At 74.0% G+C, this 16,818-nt stretch carries 17 protein-coding genes; 14 read left to right on the top strand and 3 right to left on the bottom strand.

The window, feature by feature from the left end:
* Nucleotides 1-27: 27 nt before the first annotated feature.
* Nucleotides 28-834, bottom strand: coding sequence for a DUF3097 domain-containing protein (locus ACFVU3_RS17040; protein WP_390066846.1), 807 nt, complete (start codon nt 832-834; stop codon nt 28-30).
* 10 nt (nt 835-844) lie between these two features.
* Complete coding sequence (locus ACFVU3_RS17035) at nt 845-1,582, bottom strand: MBL fold metallo-hydrolase (RefSeq protein ID WP_390066844.1); 738 nt, start codon at nt 1,580-1,582, stop codon at nt 845-847.
* Nucleotides 1,583-1,720: 138 nt separating this feature from the next.
* On the opposite strand from ACFVU3_RS17035, the gene hrcA reads away from it, so the two are divergent.
* The 9 genes from hrcA to ACFVU3_RS16990 all read left to right on the top strand — a co-directional run bounded on the left by hrcA (nt 1,721) and on the right by ACFVU3_RS16990 (nt 10,605).
* Nucleotides 1,721-2,740, top strand: a complete 1,020-nt coding sequence (gene hrcA, locus ACFVU3_RS17030) for a heat-inducible transcriptional repressor HrcA (protein WP_376599124.1) — start codon at nt 1,721-1,723, stop codon at nt 2,738-2,740.
* A complete protein-coding gene (gene dnaJ / locus ACFVU3_RS17025; protein ID WP_390066843.1) occupies nt 2,741-3,880 on the top strand; it encodes a molecular chaperone DnaJ in 1,140 nt (379 codons plus the stop codon). It begins immediately after the preceding gene.
* A 76-nt stretch (nt 3,881-3,956) separates the two neighbouring features.
* The gene (locus ACFVU3_RS17020; protein ID WP_390066841.1) at nt 3,957-5,045 is read left to right on the top strand and encodes a nitronate monooxygenase; all 1,089 of its coding nucleotides are present in this window, start codon (nt 3,957-3,959) and stop codon (nt 5,043-5,045) included.
* A complete protein-coding gene (locus ACFVU3_RS17015) occupies nt 5,042-5,785 on the top strand; it encodes a 16S rRNA (uracil(1498)-N(3))-methyltransferase (protein WP_390066840.1) in 744 nt (247 codons plus the stop codon). Before ACFVU3_RS17020 ends, ACFVU3_RS17015 begins: the two co-directional genes overlap by 4 nt.
* Nucleotides 5,786-5,845: 60 nt before the next feature.
* Nucleotides 5,846-7,186, top strand: a complete 1,341-nt coding sequence (locus ACFVU3_RS17010) for an ATP-binding protein (protein WP_390066838.1) — start codon at nt 5,846-5,848, stop codon at nt 7,184-7,186.
* Nucleotides 7,183-8,283 (top strand): tetratricopeptide repeat protein, encoded by a 1,101-nt coding sequence (locus ACFVU3_RS17005; RefSeq protein WP_390066836.1) that lies wholly within the window; start codon nt 7,183-7,185, stop codon nt 8,281-8,283. The genes ACFVU3_RS17010 and ACFVU3_RS17005 overlap by 4 nt, the downstream gene beginning before the upstream one ends.
* 60 nt (nt 8,284-8,343) lie before the next feature.
* Nucleotides 8,344-8,703 carry a histidine triad nucleotide-binding protein gene (locus ACFVU3_RS17000; protein WP_360307456.1) on the top strand — a complete coding sequence of 120 codons (360 nt, stop codon included), beginning with the start codon at nt 8,344-8,346 and terminating at the stop codon, nt 8,701-8,703.
* Nucleotides 8,704-8,707: 4 nt separating this feature from the next.
* On the top strand, nt 8,708-9,613 hold the full coding sequence (locus ACFVU3_RS16995) for a ribonuclease Z (protein WP_390066835.1): 906 nt from the start codon (nt 8,708-8,710) through the stop codon (nt 9,611-9,613).
* Between the two features lie 2 nt (nt 9,614-9,615).
* The gene (locus tag ACFVU3_RS16990; protein WP_390066932.1) at nt 9,616-10,605 is read left to right on the top strand and encodes an adenosine deaminase; all 990 of its coding nucleotides are present in this window, start codon (nt 9,616-9,618) and stop codon (nt 10,603-10,605) included.
* Between the two features lie 37 nt (nt 10,606-10,642).
* Here the strand turns inward: ACFVU3_RS16990 and ACFVU3_RS16985 are convergent, their stop codons facing one another.
* Nucleotides 10,643-11,977 carry an MFS transporter gene (locus tag ACFVU3_RS16985; RefSeq protein ID WP_390066833.1) on the bottom strand — a complete coding sequence of 445 codons (1,335 nt, stop codon included), beginning with the start codon at nt 11,975-11,977 and terminating at the stop codon, nt 10,643-10,645.
* Nucleotides 11,978-12,421: 444 nt separating this feature from the next.
* Between ACFVU3_RS16985 and ACFVU3_RS16980 the strand changes: the two genes are divergently transcribed.
* From ACFVU3_RS16980 to ACFVU3_RS16960, 5 genes are all read left to right on the top strand, one after another.
* Complete coding sequence (locus tag ACFVU3_RS16980; protein WP_390066931.1) at nt 12,422-13,495, top strand: PfkB family carbohydrate kinase; 1,074 nt, start codon at nt 12,422-12,424, stop codon at nt 13,493-13,495.
* 104 nt (nt 13,496-13,599) lie between these two features.
* Nucleotides 13,600-14,637 (top strand): PhoH family protein, encoded by a 1,038-nt coding sequence (locus ACFVU3_RS16975; protein ID WP_390066831.1) that lies wholly within the window; start codon nt 13,600-13,602, stop codon nt 14,635-14,637.
* An 11-nt stretch (nt 14,638-14,648) separates the two neighbouring features.
* The gene (gene ybeY / locus ACFVU3_RS16970) at nt 14,649-15,146 is read left to right on the top strand and encodes an rRNA maturation RNase YbeY (RefSeq protein ID WP_390066829.1); all 498 of its coding nucleotides are present in this window, start codon (nt 14,649-14,651) and stop codon (nt 15,144-15,146) included.
* 13 nt (nt 15,147-15,159) lie between these two features.
* The gene (locus tag ACFVU3_RS16965; protein ID WP_390066827.1) at nt 15,160-16,467 is read left to right on the top strand and encodes a hemolysin family protein; all 1,308 of its coding nucleotides are present in this window, start codon (nt 15,160-15,162) and stop codon (nt 16,465-16,467) included.
* A complete protein-coding gene (locus ACFVU3_RS16960) occupies nt 16,464-16,817 on the top strand; it encodes an MmcQ/YjbR family DNA-binding protein (RefSeq protein ID WP_390066826.1) in 354 nt (117 codons plus the stop codon). The genes ACFVU3_RS16965 and ACFVU3_RS16960 overlap by 4 nt, the downstream gene beginning before the upstream one ends.
* The last annotated feature ends 1 nt before the right edge of the window (nt 16,818 follow it).

Below are 16,818 nucleotides of genomic sequence, written 5' to 3'. Positions count from 1 at the left end.
GGCGCGGCAGGAGTGCGGCCGGGGCGACTACGCCACCGTCACGTGGTCGATCAGGCGCTCCACCGCGCCCAGCAGGGCCGGCTCCAGGTCCTTGTAGGACGTGACCCGCTTCAGGATCGCCTGCCAGACCGCGCCCGTGTTGTCGGAGGGCCAGCCCAGGGCCCGGCAGGTGCCCGTCTTCCAGTCCTGGCCGCGGGGGACCTCCGGCCAGGCCCGGATGCCGAGGACGGACGGCTTCACCGCCTGCCAGACGTCGATGTACGGGTGGCCGACCACCAGGACGTCGGGCGAGGTGATCCCGGCGGCGATGCGGGACTCCTTGGAGCCGGGGACCAGGTGGTCGACGAGGACGCCGAGGCGGGCGTCCGGGCCCGGGGCGAACTCGGCGACGATCTCCGGGAGGTGGTCGACGCCCTCCAGGTACTCCACCACCACGCCCTCGACGCGCAGGTCGTCGCCCCAGACCCGCTCGACCAGCTCGGCGTCGTGGCGGCCCTCCACGTAGATGCGGCTCGCCCGCGCCACCCGGGCGCGCGCGCCGGGGACGGCGATCGAGCCCGAGGCCGTACGGGCCGGGCGGGCCGGTCCGCCGGACACGGGGCGCACCAGGGTCACCACGCGGCCCTCCAGGAGGAAGCCGCGCGGGTCCAGCGGGAAGACCCGGTGCTTGCCGAAGCGGTCCTCCAGCGTCACCGTGCCCGCCTCGCAGCGGATCACGGCCCCGCAGAAACCGGTCGAGACCTCCTCCACCACCAGGTCCGGTTCGGCCGGGACCTCGGGGGCGGGGGCCTGCTTCTTCCAGGAGGGCGTCAGGTCCGGGTCGTAGCTGCGCATTCCGGGGACGCTACGACACCTGGAAGCGGCGTGCCAGTTCATCGCGCTGGCGTCGGACGAAGGCCGCGTCGACGACCGCGCCGTGGCCCGGGACGTACTGGGCGTCCTCGCCGCCGAGGGCGAGGAGGCGGTCGAGGGCGTCGGGCCAGCGGCCGCCGATCGCGTCGGGGCCCGCCTGCGGTTCGCCGGACTCCTCGACCAGGTCGCCGCAGAAGACGGTCTCGCGCTCGCCCGGGACCAGGAGGACCAGGTCGTGGCCGGTGTGGCCGGGACCCACGTTGGCGAGGAGGACCTGCCGGCCGCCGAGGTCGAGCGTCCACTCGCCGGTGACGGTGGAGCGCGGGGCCACCAGCGCCTCCGTCGCCGCGGCCGCGGCCCGCTCGTCGGCCCCGTGGCGTACCGCGTCCGTGTACAGCTCCGCGCGGGTCCGGTCGGAGGCGAGGAGGTCGTCGGTGCCGACCGCGCCGAAGACCTCCGCGCCGGCGAAGGCGGCGGTGCCGAGGACGTGGTCGAAGTGGGGGTGGCCGAGTGCGATGTGCGTCACGCGCCGGCCGCCGGTGATCGCCTCCGCCTGGGCCCGGATCGCGGCGCCCTCGGCGAGCGAGGAGCCGGTGTCGTACAGCAGCACCGCCCGTTCTCCCACGACCAGTCCGGTCGTCGCGTCCCAGCCGGGGAGCCGTCTGCGGCCGACCCCGTCCGCGAGCCGTTCCCACCCCTGAGCCGCCCAGACCGCCTCGTCGATGTGCATGGGGCCGACGCTAGCGGGTCCGCCTCCTTGCCAGGAGCGACGGGCCCGGCCGTACACTGGCCGGGGGATTCCTGGCACTCGGACAGGGTGAGTGCCAAAAGCGGAGCAACCGGAACGGCTGGAGCGGGAGGTGTGCGCGTGCTGAGCGAACGCAGACTCGAGGTGCTGCGCGCCATCGTCCAGGACTATGTCGGGACGGAGGAACCGGTCGGTTCCAAGGCGCTCACCGAGCGTCACAAGCTCGGCGTGTCGCCCGCCACCGTGCGCAACGACATGGCGGTGCTGGAGGAGGAGGGGTACATCGCCCAGCCCCACACCAGCGCGGGCCGGATCCCCACGGACAAGGGCTACCGGCTCTTCGTGGACCGGCTGGCCGGCGTCAAGCCGCTCTCGACCCCCGAGCGGCGCGCCATCCACAACTTCCTCGACGGCGCCGTGGACCTCGACGACGTCGTGGGCCGCACGGTGCGGCTGCTCGCGCAGCTGACCCGGCAGGTCGCCGTCGTCCAGTACCCGTCGCTGACCCGCTCCTCCATCCGGCACGTCGAGCTGCTGTCGCTGGCCCCGGCCCGGCTGATGCTCGTGCTGATCACGGACACCGGGCGGGTCGAGCAGCGGGTGATCGACTGCCCCGCGCCCTTCGGCGAGACCTCCCTCGCCGATCTGCGGGCCCGGCTCCTCAGCCGGGTCGGCGGCCGTCGCTTCGCCGACGTGCCGCAGCTGGTGCAGGACCTCCCCGAGTCCTTCGAGGAACCCGAGGACCGCGCCACGGTCTCGACCGTGCTGGCGACCCTCCTGGAGACGCTCGTGGAGGAGCACGAGGAGCGGCTGATGATCGGCGGCACCGCCAATCTCACCCGCTTCGGACACGACTTCCCCCTGACGATCAGGCCCGTCCTGGAGGCGCTCGAGGAGCAGGTCGTGCTCCTCAAGCTGCTCGGCGAGGTCAAGGAATCGGGCATGACCGTACGCATCGGGCACGAGAACGCCTACGAGGGACTGAACTCCACGTCCGTCGTCTCGGTCGGCTACGGTTCGGGCGGCGAGGCAGTCGCCAAACTCGGCGTGGTCGGACCGACCCGCATGGACTACCCCGGAACGATGGGAGCGGTACGCGCAGTGGCACGTTACGTCGGACAGATCCTGGCGGAGTCGTAAGTGGCCACGGACTACTACGCCACACTCGGCGTACGCCGCGACGCGTCCCAGGACGAGATCAAGAAGGCTTTCCGCCGCCTCGCCCGCGAGCTTCACCCGGACGTCAATCCGGACCCGAAGACGCAGGAGCGGTTCAAGGAGATCAACGCCGCCTACGAGGTCCTGTCGGACCCGCAGAAGAAGCAGGTCTACGACCTCGGCGGCGACCCCCTCTCCGCCTCCGGCGGCGGGGGCGCGGGCGGGTTCGGGGCCGGTGGCTTCGGCAACTTCTCCGACATCATGGACGCCTTCTTCGGCACGGCCTCGCAGCGCGGCCCGCGCTCGCGGACCCGCCGCGGCCAGGACGCCATGATCCGCCTGGAGATCGACCTCAACGAGGCGGCCTTCGGCACCACCAAGGACATCCAGGTCGACACGGCCGTCGTCTGCACCACCTGTTCGGGTGAGGGTGCCGCCCCCGGCACCTCCGCGCAGACCTGTGACATGTGCCGCGGCCGCGGCGAGGTCTCGCAGGTCACCCGGTCGTTCCTCGGCCAGGTCATGACCTCCCGGCCCTGCCCGCAGTGCCAGGGCTTCGGCACGGTCGTCCCGACCCCGTGCCCCGAGTGCGCGGGCGACGGCCGGGTCCGGTCGCGCCGCACGCTGACGGTGAAGATCCCGGCCGGTGTCGACAACGGCACCCGGATCCAGCTCGCGGGCGAGGGCGAGGTCGGCCCTGGCGGCGGCCCCGCCGGCGACCTGTACGTCGAGATCCAGGAGACCCCGCACGAGGTCTTCCAGCGGCGCGGCGACGACCTGCACTGCACGGTCACCCTGCCGATGACGGCGGCCGCGCTCGGCACGAAGGTGCAGCTCCAGACGCTCGACGGCCTGGAGGAGATCGACATCCGCCCGGGCACGCAGTCGGGCCAGTCGGTTCCGCTGCACGGCCGGGGCATCACGCACCTGCGGGGCAACGGCCGCGGCGACCTGATCGTCCACGTCGAGGTGCAGACCCCGACCAAGCTCGACCCCGAGCAGGAGCGCCTCCTGCGCGAACTGGCCAAGCTGCGCGGCGAGGAGCGGCCCACGGGCCAGTTCCAGCCCGGTCAGCAGGGTCTGTTCTCGCGGCTGAAGGACGCGTTCAACGGGCGTACGTGACCGGTGCGTGAGAGGGGCGGCACTCTGAGTGCCGCCCCTTTCCCGTCTCCGGGGAGGGGCATGACACGATGCCCATATGTCCACCACCGCACTGAACGATCTCTTCCGGTACCCGATCGTGCAGGCCCCCATGGCGGGTGGCGCTTCCCGTCCCGCGCTCGTCGGAGCCGTCGGTGAGGCGGGCGCGCTCGGCTTCCTCGCCGCCGGGTACAAGACGGCCGGCAGCCTCTACCAGGAGATCAAGCAGGTCCGTGGACTGACCGGACACCCCTTCGGCGTCAACGTCTTCATGCCCCAGACCGGCCCCTCGGTCGACCCCGCGGCCATCGAGGTCTACCGCCACCAGCTCGCCGGCGAGGCCGGCTGGTACGCGACCCCGCTCGGCGAGACCGACGACTGCCGCGACGACGGGTACGAGTCCAAGCTGGCGATCCTCCTGGAGGACCCGGTCCCCGTCGTCTCCTTCACCTTCGGCTGCCCGAAGCCCGAGACCCTTGAGGCGTTCGCCCGCGCCGGCACGTACACGATCGTCACGGTCACCTCCGCCGAGGAGGCCCGCGCGGCCCAGGCGGCCGGCGCCGCCGCGCTGTGCGTCCAGGGCGTCGAGGCCGGCGGCCACCAGGGCACCTACCGCGACGACCCGGCCGAGGAGCAGCCCGGCACCGGTCTGCTCGCCCTGCTCACCCAGGTCCGGGAGGCCACGGCGCTGCCGCTGGTCGCCGCCGGGGGCCTGATGCGCGGCGCGCAGATCGCGGCGGTGCTCGCCGCCGGGGCGGCCGCCGCGCAGCTCGGCACCGCCTTCCTCGTCTGTCCCGAGTCCGGCGCCGACCCGCTGCACAAGCGGGCCCTGACCGACCCGCTCTTCACCCGCACCGCCCTCACCCGGGCGTTCTCCGGCCGTCCGGCCCGCGGGCTCGTCAACCGCTTCATGCGCGAGCACGGCCCGTACGCCCCCGCCGGCTACCCCGAGATCCACCACCTCACCGCCCCGCTGCGGAAGGCCGCGGCCGGCGCCGGCGACGCCCAGGGCATGGCCCTGTGGGCGGGCCAGGGCCACCGGCTGGCCCGCGAGCTGCCCGCGGGGGAGCTGGTCGAGGTGCTCGCCGCCGAACTCGACACCGCCCTCACCGACCTCGCCGACCCGGCCCTCAGGAGTGCCTCATGACCGCCCCCGTCTTCGTCGTCGACGCCGTCCCCGGCGCCGGCACCTTCGTCCTGGAGGGGCCCGAGGGGCGGCACGCCGTCTCCGTGAAGCGGCTCCAGGCCGGCGAGGAGCTCGTCCTCACCGACGGGCGGGGCCGCTGGGCGGAGTGCGTGGTGCGGGAGGCCGAGGGCAAGGACCGGCTGACCGTGGAGGTGACGGCGGACCACGACGACCCCGCCGAGGAGCCGCGGATCACCGTCGTCCAGGCCCTGCCCAAGGGGGACCGGGGCGAGCTCGCCGTGGAGACCATGACGGAGACCGGCGTCGACGCGATCGTGCCGTGGGCGGCCTCCCGCTGCATCACCCAGTGGCGCGGCGACCGCGGCCTCAAGGCGCTCGCCAAGTGGCGCTCCACCGCCCGCGAGGCCGGCAAGCAGTCCCGCCGCACCCGCTTCCCCGAGGTCGCGGAGCTCATGACCACCAAGCAGGTCGCCGCGCTCCTCGCCACCGCGGACTTCGCGGCCGTGCTGCACGAGGACCGCGACCACCCCAGCGGCGCCCTCGCCACCGCCGAACTCCCCGCGAAGGGTTCGATCGTGCTGGTCGTCGGCCCCGAGGGCGGGGTCTCCCCGGAGGAGCTGGCCGCCTTCGAGGCCGCCGGGGCGACGCCGCACCGGCTCGGCCGCAGCGTCCTGCGCACCTCCACGGCGGGTACCGCGGCCACCGCCCTCGTCCTCGGCCGCACCGGCCGCTGGGGCTGAACCACCGCCGGCGGGGGACCCGCTGTCCGGGCGCCGCGGGTCTTTTCTAGGCTGACCCGTATGGCCGACGAGTCCCCCCTCCTCCGCAGTCTGCGCGCCGCGGTCGCCGCCGCGCCCGGCGACGTGCCCCTGCGCCTCCACTTCGCCGAACTCCTCCTCGCGGAGGGACGGAACGACGAGGCCGTCGCGGAGGCCGCCGCCGCCCTCCAGCACGCGCCCGGCGACGCCGGCGCCCGGGCGCTGATGCTCCGCGCCATGGGCATGCCGCCGGCGCCCGAACCCCCGGCCGCACGGCCCGAGGCTCCGGCCGTACGACCCGAGCCCCCGGCCGCAGGCCCCGAGACGCCGGAGCGGGCGCCGGAGCAGGCGCCGCCGCCCGCTTCCGCGCGGCCCGGGCCGAACCCCTCGTTCGACTGGGCCGCCGCCGAGGAGCAGGTGTCGGACCTGGTCGGGCCGCGGTTCCTGGAGGAGCCGCAGGCCGAGGGAGGGGACGGGATCGCCGGGGACGCCGCCGCCTGGGACGTGGACGCGCCCGGCGCCGTACGCCTCGCCGACGTCGGCGGCATGACGGACGTCAAGGACCGGCTCGAAGCCGCCTTCCTGGCCCCCATGCGCAACCCCGAACTCCGCCGCCTCTACGGCAAGTCGCTCCGCGGCGGGCTCCTCCTCTACGGTCCGCCCGGCTGCGGCAAGACCTTCATCGCCCGGGCCGTCGCCGGTGAACTCGGCGCGAACTTCCTCACCGTCTCGCTCTCCGACGTCCTCGACATGTGGATCGGGGCCTCCGAGAAGAACATCCACGACATCTTCGAGACCGCCCGCCGGCAGGCCCCCTGCGTGGTCTTCCTCGACGAGCTGGACGCCCTCGGCGGCAAGCGCTCCCGCACCCACAACAACGGGCTCCGCAACGTCGTCAACCAGCTGCTCACCGAACTCGACGGCATCGCCTCCGGCGCCGGCAACGAGGGGATCTTCGTCCTCGCCGCCACCAACGTGCCCTGGGACGTCGACCTCGCCCTGCGCCGCCCCGGCCGGCTCGACCGCACCCTGCTCGTGCTGCCGCCGGACGCCCCCGCCCGCGAGGCGATCCTCCGCTACCACCTGCGCGACCGGCCCATCGAGGCCGTCGACCTCGGCAAGCTCGTCAAGGTCACCGAGGACTTCTCCGGCGCCGACCTCGCCCACCTGTGCGAGACCGCCGCCGAGACCGCCCTCCTCGACTCCGCCCGCACCGGTTCCGTCCGGCTCATCACCACCAAGGACCTGCTCGGCGCCGCCAAGCAGATCCGGCCCTCCACCGAGCCCTGGTTCGCGGCCGCCCGGAACGTCGCCATGTTCGCCAACGAGGGCGGTCTCTACGACGACCTCCTCGCCTACCTGAAGCGGAAGCGCAAGCTGTGACCACGCCCACCGCACTCGCCCGGGCCGAGGCGCTGTACGAGGCCGGCCGGTACGAGCAGGCCGGGGAGCTCGCCGCCCGGCACCTCGCCGACGACCCCGAGGACGCCGACGCGCTCACCCTGCTCGCCCGCTGCCTGCACCGGGCGGGCGACCACCCGGCCGCCCTCGTCGCCGTCGAGCGGGCCCTGCGCGCCGAGCCCGACCTGGTGATGGCGCACCTGATGCGCACCCAGATCCTGCTCTCCCTCAAGCGGTACGGGGAGGCCGAGGCCGCCGCCCACCGCACGGTCGAGCTGGCCCCGCAGTTCTGGGGCAGCCACTACGCCCTCGGCACCGCGCTCGCCGAGACCGCGGAGGCCGGCGGCGGCCGCGACCGGGCCCGCCGCGCCGCCTCCTACGAGGCCGCCAGGACGGCCGTCGCCCTCGGCCCGGAGGAGGACGCCGCCCACTTCCTCGTCGGCCTCACCGCCCAGCGGCGCGGCGACCACGACACCGCCCGGCGGGCGTACGAGACGACGCTGCGGCTCAACCCGCAGAGCAGCGAGGCCCACAACAACCTCTCCCTGCTGAAGCTGCGCCGCCGCTGGTTCCGGCGCGGTGCCTGGACCCAGGCCGCCGAGGGCTTCGTCGCCTCCGCCGCGCTCGACCTCGACGACCGCAAGGCCCGCTACAACCTGGAGGCGATGGCCTGGGGGACCGCCGCCGGCGCCCGCTGGGTCGCCCTGATCGGCTTCCTCGCCTCCGTGTTCGGCTCCGCCCCGGTCCGGACCGGGGCGACCGGCGCCGAGGCGATCGTGCCCTTCGTCATCGGGGCCGCCGTCCTCGCCGGCTCCTGGGCCGGCTGGGCCGTGTGGATGGGCCGCCGGGTGCCGCCCCGGCTGCGCCGCCCGATGCTGCTGGTCGCCCGCAACTGCCGGCCGGTGCTCGCGATGGCCGCCGCCGTCGGGCTCCTCGGCCTGTACTCGGCGGTCACCATGGCGCTGTGGAGCTTCGAGACCGGGATCGTCGGGGCGCTCGGGACACCGCTCTTCTGGGCCGTGGTCATCACGTACTGGGTGAGCCGCTCGGCCCTCAACCGGCGGATGCCCAAGGACTGACCGGGGCCGCCGGATAGCATGCGCAGGTACTGACCACCCGAGGGCGAGGAGGCCCGGAGCATGGCCGGAGAGCCGCAGAGCGACTGCCTGTTCTGCAAGATCGTGGCGGGGGAGGTGCCGGCGACGCTCGTCCGCGAGACCGAGACCACGCTGGCCTTCCGCGACATCAACCCGCAGGCGCCCACCCACGTGCTCGTCATCCCGCGCCTCCACTACCCGGACGCCGCCTCGCTCGCCGCCGCGGCGCCGAGCGTCGCCGCCGACGTGCTGCGCGAGGCCGGAGAGGTCGCCGAGCAGGAGAAGGTCGACGGCAGCGGCTACCGGATCATCCTCAACACCGGCGCCGGCGCCGGCCAGACCGTCTTCCACGCGCACGCGCACGTGCTGGGCGGCCGCGGCCTCAACTGGCCCCCCGGATAGCCACGTGTCCGTCCGCGAACTGGTCGTCCTCGGCACCGCCAGCCAGGTCCCGACCCGCCACCGCAACCACAACGGGTACCTGCTGCGCTGGGACGGTCACGGCCTCCTCTTCGACCCCGGCGAGGGCACCCAGCGCCAGATGCTGCGGGCCGGGGTCGCCGCGCACGACCTGCACCGGATCTGCGTCACGCACTTCCACGGCGACCACTCGCTGGGCCTGGCCGGGGTGATCCAGCGGATCAACCTCGACCAGGTCCCGCACCAGGTCACCGCCCACTACCCGGCGAGCGGGCAGCACTTCTTCGAGCGGCTGCGGTACGCCACCGCCTACCGCGAGTCCGTCGAGCTGACCGAGGCCCCGGTGGCGGACGACGGCGTCCTCGCCGTCACCGGCGCCTTCACCCTGGAGGCCCGCCGGCTCTCCCACCCCGTCGAGTCCTTCGGCTACCGGCTCACCGAGCCCGACGGGCGCCGGCTGCTGCCCGGGCGGCTCGCCGCGCACGGCATCAAGGGCCCCGACGTGGGCCGCCTCCAGCGCGAGGGCCGGCTCGGCGGGGTCGGTCTGGACGAGGTCAGCGAGGTCCGGCGCGGCCAGCGCTTCGCCTTCGTCATGGACACCCGCCTCTGCGACGGCGTGCACGCCCTCGCGGAGGGCGCCGACATGCTCGTCATCGAGTCGACCTTCCTCGACGAGGACGTCCGGCTCGCCGAGGACCACGGCCACCTGACCGCCGGGCAGGCCGCCGCCGTCGCCCGCGACGCCGGCGTCCGGCACCTCGTCCTCACCCACTTCTCGCAGCGCTACTCCGACCCCTCGGAGTTCGAACGGCAGGCCCGGGCCGCCGGATTCGAGGGCGAGCTGAGCATTGCCCAGGACCTGATGAGGGTCCCCGTACCGAAACGAACGTGAACATGCCCGTCCCCAAGGCCGAACTCCACCTCCACATCGAAGGCACCCTCGAACCCGAGCTGGCCTTCGCCCTCGCCGCCCGCAACGGCGTCACCCTGCCGTACGCGGACACCGAGGAGCTGCGCGCCGCCTACCGCTTCGGCGACCTCCAGTCCTTCCTGGACCTCTACTACGCCCTGATGGCGGTCCTGCGCACCCCCGAGGACTTCACCGCGCTCGCCGACGCCTACCTGGAGCGGGCCGCCGCCCAGGGTGTCCGGCACGCCGAGATCTTCTTCGACCCGCAGGCGCACACCTCGCGGGGCGTCCCGATCGGCACCGTGATCGAGGGGCTCACCGCCTCCCTCGACCGGGCCGAGGAGCGGTACGGGATCTCCACCCGGCTCATCCTGTGCTTCCTGCGCGACGAGTCCGCCGAGTCGGCGCTCGCCACCCTGGAGGCCGCGGAGCCGTACCTGGACCGGATCACCGGCGTCGGCCTCGACTCGGCCGAGGCCGGCCACCCGCCGGCCAAGTTCCGCGCGGTGTACGAGGAGGCCGCCCGGCTCGGCCTGCGCCGGGTCGCGCACGCCGGAGAGGAGGGCCCCGCGGCGTACGTCCGGGAGGCCCTCGACGTCCTCGGCGTCGAACGGATCGACCACGGCCTGCGCTGCATGGAGGACCCGGAGCTCGTCGAGCGGCTCGCCCGCGAGCGGATCCCGCTCACCCTCTGCCCGCTGTCGAACGTGCGGCTCCGGGTGATCGACACCCTCGCCGACCACCCGTTGCGCGCCATGATGGACGCCGGCCTCCTGGTCACCGTCAACTCCGACGACCCGGCCTACTTCGGCGGCTACGCCGGCGACAACTACGACGCCGTCCGCGACGCCCTGGCCCTCGGCCCGGAGCAGCTGCGGACCCTCGCCCGGCACTCCTTCGAAGCCTCCTTCCTGGAGGACGACGAGCCCCGCCGCGCCCGCTACCTGGCCGAGGTGGAGGCGTACGCCTTCTGACGCGCGGGCCCCGTCCCGCCGTGGCGGGACGGGGGTGTCAGCCCCGGCCCGACGGGCGGGCCAGGCGGAAGGCGGACCGGGCCGGCCCGCGGCGGGCGGGCCCCGGGATCGGGGCGATCTCCTGCTCGGGGGCGCCGACCTGGGGGAGGAGCGCCGTCGTCGCCGGGGCCGCGCCCGCGACGAACGCGGCGGGGGCGCCGCCGCGGCGGCGGATGGACCCGGGGACCAGGGGACGGCCGGAGGCGTGCCGGGCCACCGCGGTCATCGGGGCGGCCACCAGCAGGAGGAGGGCGGCCAGGACCACGCCCATGCCCGGATAGCCGGCCGCCTCCGAGAGGACGCTGCCGGCCAGCGGGCCGCAGGCCGTGCCGAGCGAGGACGCCGACCCGACCAGGACGGCCCAGCGGCCGCGCGGGTCGAGGGAGGCGGCGAGGCCGAGGACGTACGAGAGGACCACCGGGTAGACGGCGTTCCACAGGATCTCGCCGGTCGCGAAGGAGGCCAGCCCTTCGGCGGCCGAACCGAGCAGGACGCAGGCCGCGATCAGGACCGTGCCGACGCCGATCGGCACCGCGCGGCCGAGCCGCGAGCCGAGCGCCCCGGCGGCCGTCACACCGGCCAGGCCCGCGCCGAGCGCCAGCGCGAAGACGGCGCCGACGGTGACCTCGGAGAGCCCCGCCTGACCGGTGCCGATCCGGCCGCTCACACCCCAGAGCGCGTTCTGGGCGAGGGACCAGCACAGGAGGCAGCCGGCGAGCACGGCGCCCGCCCGCCGGTGGGGGAGCGGGCCCGCGGTCTCCGGGGCGGGAGCGCCCCGGTGCGCGCGCGTGGCGGCCGGCAGCCGGCCCGTCACCGGCCACACCAGGACCGCCGCGCCCGCGAGCGCCAGGAGCGGCGGGGAGTGGCCGCCGCCGAGCCGCGGCAGCGTCAGGTACAGGGCGCCGGCCGCCGCCGACACCGACAGCAGGCCCAGCGTGGACGCCCGCTGCGGATCCGGCTGCCCGGCGATCCCGGAGGCCGCCACCGCCGTCGCCGTGCCCGAGCCGAAGCCGCCGAGGACCACCCCCGCGACCACCAGCGGCAGGGTGCCGGTCGCGGCGGCGGAGCCGTACCCCAGGGCCATGGCGAGCAGTCCGAGCCGGGCGGCCCGGCGCGGGCCGATCCGTTCCACGCGCGCGGCGAGCGTGAAACCGGCGGCGGCGGAGCCGAGCAGCAGCACCGAGCCCACCAGGCCGGCCTGGGACGGGCCGAGGCCGAGTCCGGCGGCGAGCCGGCCGACGACGGTCGGCAGCAGGTACGGGGCGAGATAACCGGCCGTGAAGAGGGCGACGAGGGCGGCGAGGGCCCCCCGGGCGCGCGGGCGCGACGGCATGGGCGTTCCAGGAACTGAACGGGGGAATGAGACGGCGCCCGGTGATCCACGGGGTCGCGGCACCATGTGTATCAAGCAACCGAATGGGCGGAGAAGGTGCTCTCCCCCGATTCGTCCTGTGAGACGGGACACAATCGGTTTGGGGAAGGCGGTCCGGGGTAACCGACGGCGATCCGTCGCGTCACCGCCGTCACCCCCACCCCATCGGGCACACTGTCCGGATCGGCACCCGGTGCCGATCCCGCCGCACCACGACCGGGGAGTTTCGCCGTGAGCACAGCCAGCGGAGACCAGAGCGGAGACCAGGGCGCGGACCCGCGCGGAGACCAGGGCGCGGACCCGCGCGGAGACCGGCGCGGAGCGCCGCACGCCGAGCCGGCCGCCGGACGGCCCGCCGACCAGCACGGGGCCGCGCACGGCCCGCGGCCCCGCCAGGAGCCCGGCATCGACCCGCTGGAGACCGTCCGCGAGCCCGCCGACCCGGCCTGCGACGTCTTCCTCACCGGCACGGTCTTCCTCGACATCATCTTCACCGGCCTCGACAGCGCCCCCGTCCGCGGCACCGAGTCCTGGGCCCGCGGCATGGGCTCCAGCCCCGGCGGCGTCGCCAACATGGCCACCGCCCTCGCCCGCCTCGGCCTGCGCACCTCCCTCGCCGCCGCCTTCGGCGACGACCACTACGGCGAGTACTGCTGGGACGCCCTCGCACAGGGCGAGGGCATCGACCTCTCGCTCTCCCGCACCGTCGAGGGCTGGCACTCCCCGGTCACCGTCTCCATGGCCTACGAGGGAGAGCGCACGATGGTCTCCCACGGCCACGAGGCCCCCCACCCCGACGGGGCCGCCGTCCACCCGCCGCTCGCCCGCGCCGCCGTCGCCTCCCTCGCCCCCGGCCGCACCGAGGAATGGGTCGCCCGCGCCGCCCGCGACGGCGCCCGGGTCTTCGCCGACGTCGGCTGGGACGAGACCGGCCGCTGGGACCTGGCCGGCCTGACCGACCTGGAGCACTGCGAGGCGTTCCTGCCCAACGCCGCCGAGGCGATGCGCTACACCCGCACCGACTGCCCCCGCGCCGCCGCCCGCGCCCTCGCCGACAAGGTCCGCTACGCCGTGGTCACCCTCGGCGCCGAGGGCGCCTACGCGGTCGACGGCGCCACCGGCGAGACCGCCGAGGTCCCCGCCATCCGCGTCGAGGCCCTCGACCCCACCGGCGCCGGCGACGTCTTCGTCGCGGGCTTCGTCACCGGCACCCTCGCCGACTGGCCGCTGGCCGACCGGCTCGCCTTCGCCGGCCTCACCGCCGCCCTCTCCGTCCAGGAGTTCGGCGGCTCCCTCTCCGCCCCCACCTGGACCGAGATCGCCGCCTGGTGGCAGCACGTCCAGCACGACGACCGCCAGGACCCCGAGGCGCTGCGGGCCCGCTACGCCTTCCTGGAGGACCTCCTGCCGGCCCCCGCCCGCCCCTGGCCGCCCCGGCGGGCGGTGCCCACCATCGGCTTCCGGGCGGCCGTCCCGTAAACCGCTTCGGGCTCACCGGTACCAGGTCGTAGGCTGGGTGCGAGAGGTTGTCGAGCAGCGAGAACCCCGCAGCAGGAGGTATGCGCAGGCCAGAGTGCCGGCCCATGACGCAGACACCCACAGCCCCCAACGGAACGCCGGGCGAGGCCCGCGCCCACTTCGCGGTGCCCGCCAAGCACCCCATGGTGACCGTCCTCGGTTCCGGCGACTCCCTGCTCCGCGTGATCGAGCAGGCGTTCCCCCGGGCGGACATCCACGTCCGGGGCAATCAGGTCAGCGCGGTCGGCGACCCCGCGGAAGTCGCCCTCGTCCAGCGCCTGTTCGACGAGATGATGCTGGTGCTCCGCACCGGTCAGCCGATGACGGAGGACGCAGTGGAACGCTCCATCGCCATGCTCAAGGCGAGCGACGACGGCGCAGGCGCCGACGAGACCCCGGCCGAGGTGCTCACCCAGAACATCCTCTCCAGCCGGGGCCGCACCATCCGTCCCAAGACCCTCAACCAGAAGCGGTACGTCGACGCGATCGACAAGCACACGATCGTCTTCGGCATCGGTCCCGCCGGCACCGGCAAGACCTACCTGGCGATGGCCAAGGCGGTCCAGGCCCTGCAGTCCAAGCAGGTCACCCGGATCATCCTGACCCGCCCGGCGGTCGAGGCCGGCGAGCGGCTCGGCTTCCTGCCCGGCACGCTCTACGAGAAGATCGACCCGTACCTGCGCCCGCTCTACGACGCCCTGCACGACATGCTCGACCCGGACTCCATCCCCAAGCTGATGGCGAGCGGGACGATCGAGGTCGCGCCGCTGGCGTACATGCGGGGCCGGACGCTCAACGACGCGTTCATCATCCTCGACGAGGCGCAGAACACGAACCCCGAGCAGATGAAGATGTTCCTCACCCGCCTCGGCTTCGACTCGAAGATCGTCATCACCGGTGACGTCACCCAGGTCGATCTGCCGAACGGCACGAAGAGCGGTCTGCGGCAGGTCCGGGACATCCTCGACGGGGTTCCCGACGTCCACTTCTCGACGCTCACGTCCCAGGATGTCGTCCGGCACAAGCTCGTCGGCCGTATCGTCGACGCGTACGAGAAGTACGACAGCGCCAACGAGCAGCGCACCGGCCGCAACGGGAAGTAGAAGCACCGCACATGTCGATCGACGTCAACAACGAGTCCGGCACCGAGGTCGACGAGCAGGCGATCCTGGACATCGCCCGCTACGCCCTCGGCCGCATGCGCATCCACCCGCTCTCCGAACTCTCGGTGATCGTGGTGGACGCGGAGGCGATGGAGCAGCTCCACATCCAGTGGATGGACCTCCCCGGACCGACGGACGTCATGTCCTTCCCGATGGACGAGCTGCGCCCGCCGGCCAAGGACGACGAGGAGCCCCCGCAGGGGCTCCTCGGCGACATCGTGCTCTGCCCCGAGGTCGCCAAGAAGCAGGGCGAGGACGCCGAGACCGGCCACTCCATGGACGAGGAGCTCCAGCTGCTCACCGTCCACGGCGTCCTCCACCTCCTCGGCTACGACCACGAGGAGCCCGACGAGAAGGCCGAGATGTTCGGCCTCCAGGCGGCCATCGTCGACGGATGGCGCGCCGAGAAGGGCCTCACCGGCCCGTCCCCGGCCCCGACCGTCAACTGACGCCGCGCGCCCGATGAGCATCCAGCTGATCCTCGGCGCGGTCGCCCTGGTCGTCGTCGCCTGGCTCGCCGCCTGCGCCGAGGCCGGGCTCGCCCGCGTCTCCAGCTTCCGGGCCGCCGAGGCCGTCCGCTCCGGGCGGCGCGGCGCCGAGAAGCTCGCCCAGGTCGCCGCCGACCCCACCCGCTACCTCAACGTGGCGCTGCTCGTCCGCGTCGCCTGCGAGATGGCGGCCGGCGTCCTCGTCACCTACGCCTGCCTGGAGTACTTCCCGGAGACCTGGGAGGCGCTCCTCGTCGCCATCGCCGTGATGGTCCTGGTCAGCTACGTGGCTGTCGGCGTCTCGCCGCGCACCATCGGCCGCCAGCACCCGCTGAACACCGCGACCGCCGCCGCGTACGTCCTCCTGCCGCTGGCCCGGATCATGGGCCCCATCCCGCAGCTGCTGATCCTCATCGGCAACGCGCTCACCCCCGGCAAGGGCTTCCGCAAGGGCCCCTTCGCCTCCGAGGCCGAGCTGCGGGCGATGGTGGACCTCGCCGAGCAGGAGTCGCTGATCGAGGACGACGAGCGCCGCATGGTGCACTCGGTCTTCGAGCTCGGCGACACCCTGGTCCGCGAGGTGATGGTGCCGCGCACCGACCTCATCTGCATCGAGCGGTACAAGACCGTCCGGCAGGCCCTCACGCTCGCGCTGCGCTCCGGCTTCTCCCGCATCCCGGTGACGGGGGAGAACGAGGACGACATCGTCGGGATCGTGTACCTGAAGGACCTGGTCCGCAAGACGCACATCAACCGCGACGCCGAGGCCGACCTGGTCTCCACCGCGATGCGCGCGGCGGCCTTCGTCCCCGACACCAAGAACGCCGGCGACCTGCTGCGCGAGATGCAGCAGGAGCGCAACCACGTCGCCGTCGTCATCGACGAGTACGGCGGCACGGCCGGCATCGTCACCATCGAGGACATCCTGGAGGAGATCGTCGGCGAGATCACCGACGAGTACGACCGGGAGCTGCCGCCCGTCCAGGAGCTCGGCGACGACCGCCACCGGGTCACCGCCCGCCTCGACATCGGCGACCTGGGCGAGCTGTACGGCTTCGGCCCCGACGAGTTCGACGACGAGGACGTGGAGACCGTCGGCGGGCTGCTCGCCAAGGCCCTCGGCCGCGTCCCGATCGCCGGCGCCTCGGCCGTCGTCACCCTGCCGGACGGACGGGAGCTGCGGCTGACCGCCGAGGCCCCGGCCGGCCGCCGGAACAAGATCGTCACCGTGCTCGTCGAGCCGGTCGCCCCGGCCGGAGCGGAGGGGAAGGGACAGGAATGACCCCGGACCGGCTGCGCGCTTTCTGCCTGGAGTTCAACGACGCCACCGAGGAGTTCCCCTTCGGGCCCGAGACCTCGGTCTTCAAGGTGGCGGGGAAGCTGTTCGCGCTCTCCTGGCTCGACGGCGAGCCGCTGCGGGTCAACCTGAAGTGCGATCCGGAGGACGCCGTCCGGCTCCGCGAGGAGTACCCGGCGATCACCCCCGGCTACCACATGAACAAGCGCCACTGGAACACGGTCGAGGTGGCCGGGCTCCCGGACCGGATGGTCCGGGAGCTCATCGAGGACTCGTACGACCTGGTCGTCGCCGGCCTGCCGAAGGCGGTACGGCTCCGGCTCGACCGGCCGTAGC

Source organism: Streptomyces sp. NPDC058052 (genome assembly GCF_042885515.1).
In the GTDB taxonomy this organism is placed as follows: Bacteria; Actinomycetota; Actinomycetes; order Streptomycetales; family Streptomycetaceae; genus Streptomyces.
Note: the sequence above shows the minus strand (reverse complement) of the source record. Positions and strands in the feature narration are given on the sequence as shown.

What these genes read in the sequence shown, in the direction of transcription:
- ACFVU3_RS17040 (WP_390066846.1), bottom strand. Translation starts at nt 834, where the DNA reads ATGCGCAGCTACGACCCGGACCTGACGCCCTCCTGGAAGAAGCAGGCC.
- ACFVU3_RS17035 (WP_390066844.1), bottom strand. Translation starts at nt 1,582, where the DNA reads ATGCACATCGACGAGGCGGTCTGGGCGGCTCAGGGGTGGGAACGGCTC.
- ACFVU3_RS17020 (WP_390066841.1), top strand. Translation starts at nt 3,957, where the DNA reads ATGTCCACCACCGCACTGAACGATCTCTTCCGGTACCCGATCGTGCAG.
- ACFVU3_RS17015 (WP_390066840.1), top strand. Translation starts at nt 5,042, where the DNA reads ATGACCGCCCCCGTCTTCGTCGTCGACGCCGTCCCCGGCGCCGGCACC.
- ACFVU3_RS17010 (WP_390066838.1), top strand. Translation starts at nt 5,846, where the DNA reads ATGGCCGACGAGTCCCCCCTCCTCCGCAGTCTGCGCGCCGCGGTCGCC.
- ACFVU3_RS17000 (WP_360307456.1), top strand. Translation starts at nt 8,344, where the DNA reads ATGGCCGGAGAGCCGCAGAGCGACTGCCTGTTCTGCAAGATCGTGGCG.
- ACFVU3_RS16990 (WP_390066932.1), top strand. Translation starts at nt 9,616, where the DNA reads ATGCCCGTCCCCAAGGCCGAACTCCACCTCCACATCGAAGGCACCCTC.
- ACFVU3_RS16985 (WP_390066833.1), bottom strand. Translation starts at nt 11,977, where the DNA reads ATGCCGTCGCGCCCGCGCGCCCGGGGGGCCCTCGCCGCCCTCGTCGCC.
- ACFVU3_RS16975 (WP_390066831.1), top strand. Translation starts at nt 13,600, where the DNA reads ATGACGCAGACACCCACAGCCCCCAACGGAACGCCGGGCGAGGCCCGC.
- ybeY (WP_390066829.1), top strand. Translation starts at nt 14,649, where the DNA reads ATGTCGATCGACGTCAACAACGAGTCCGGCACCGAGGTCGACGAGCAG.
- ACFVU3_RS16965 (WP_390066827.1), top strand. Translation starts at nt 15,160, where the DNA reads ATGAGCATCCAGCTGATCCTCGGCGCGGTCGCCCTGGTCGTCGTCGCC.
- ACFVU3_RS16960 (WP_390066826.1), top strand. Translation starts at nt 16,464, where the DNA reads ATGACCCCGGACCGGCTGCGCGCTTTCTGCCTGGAGTTCAACGACGCC.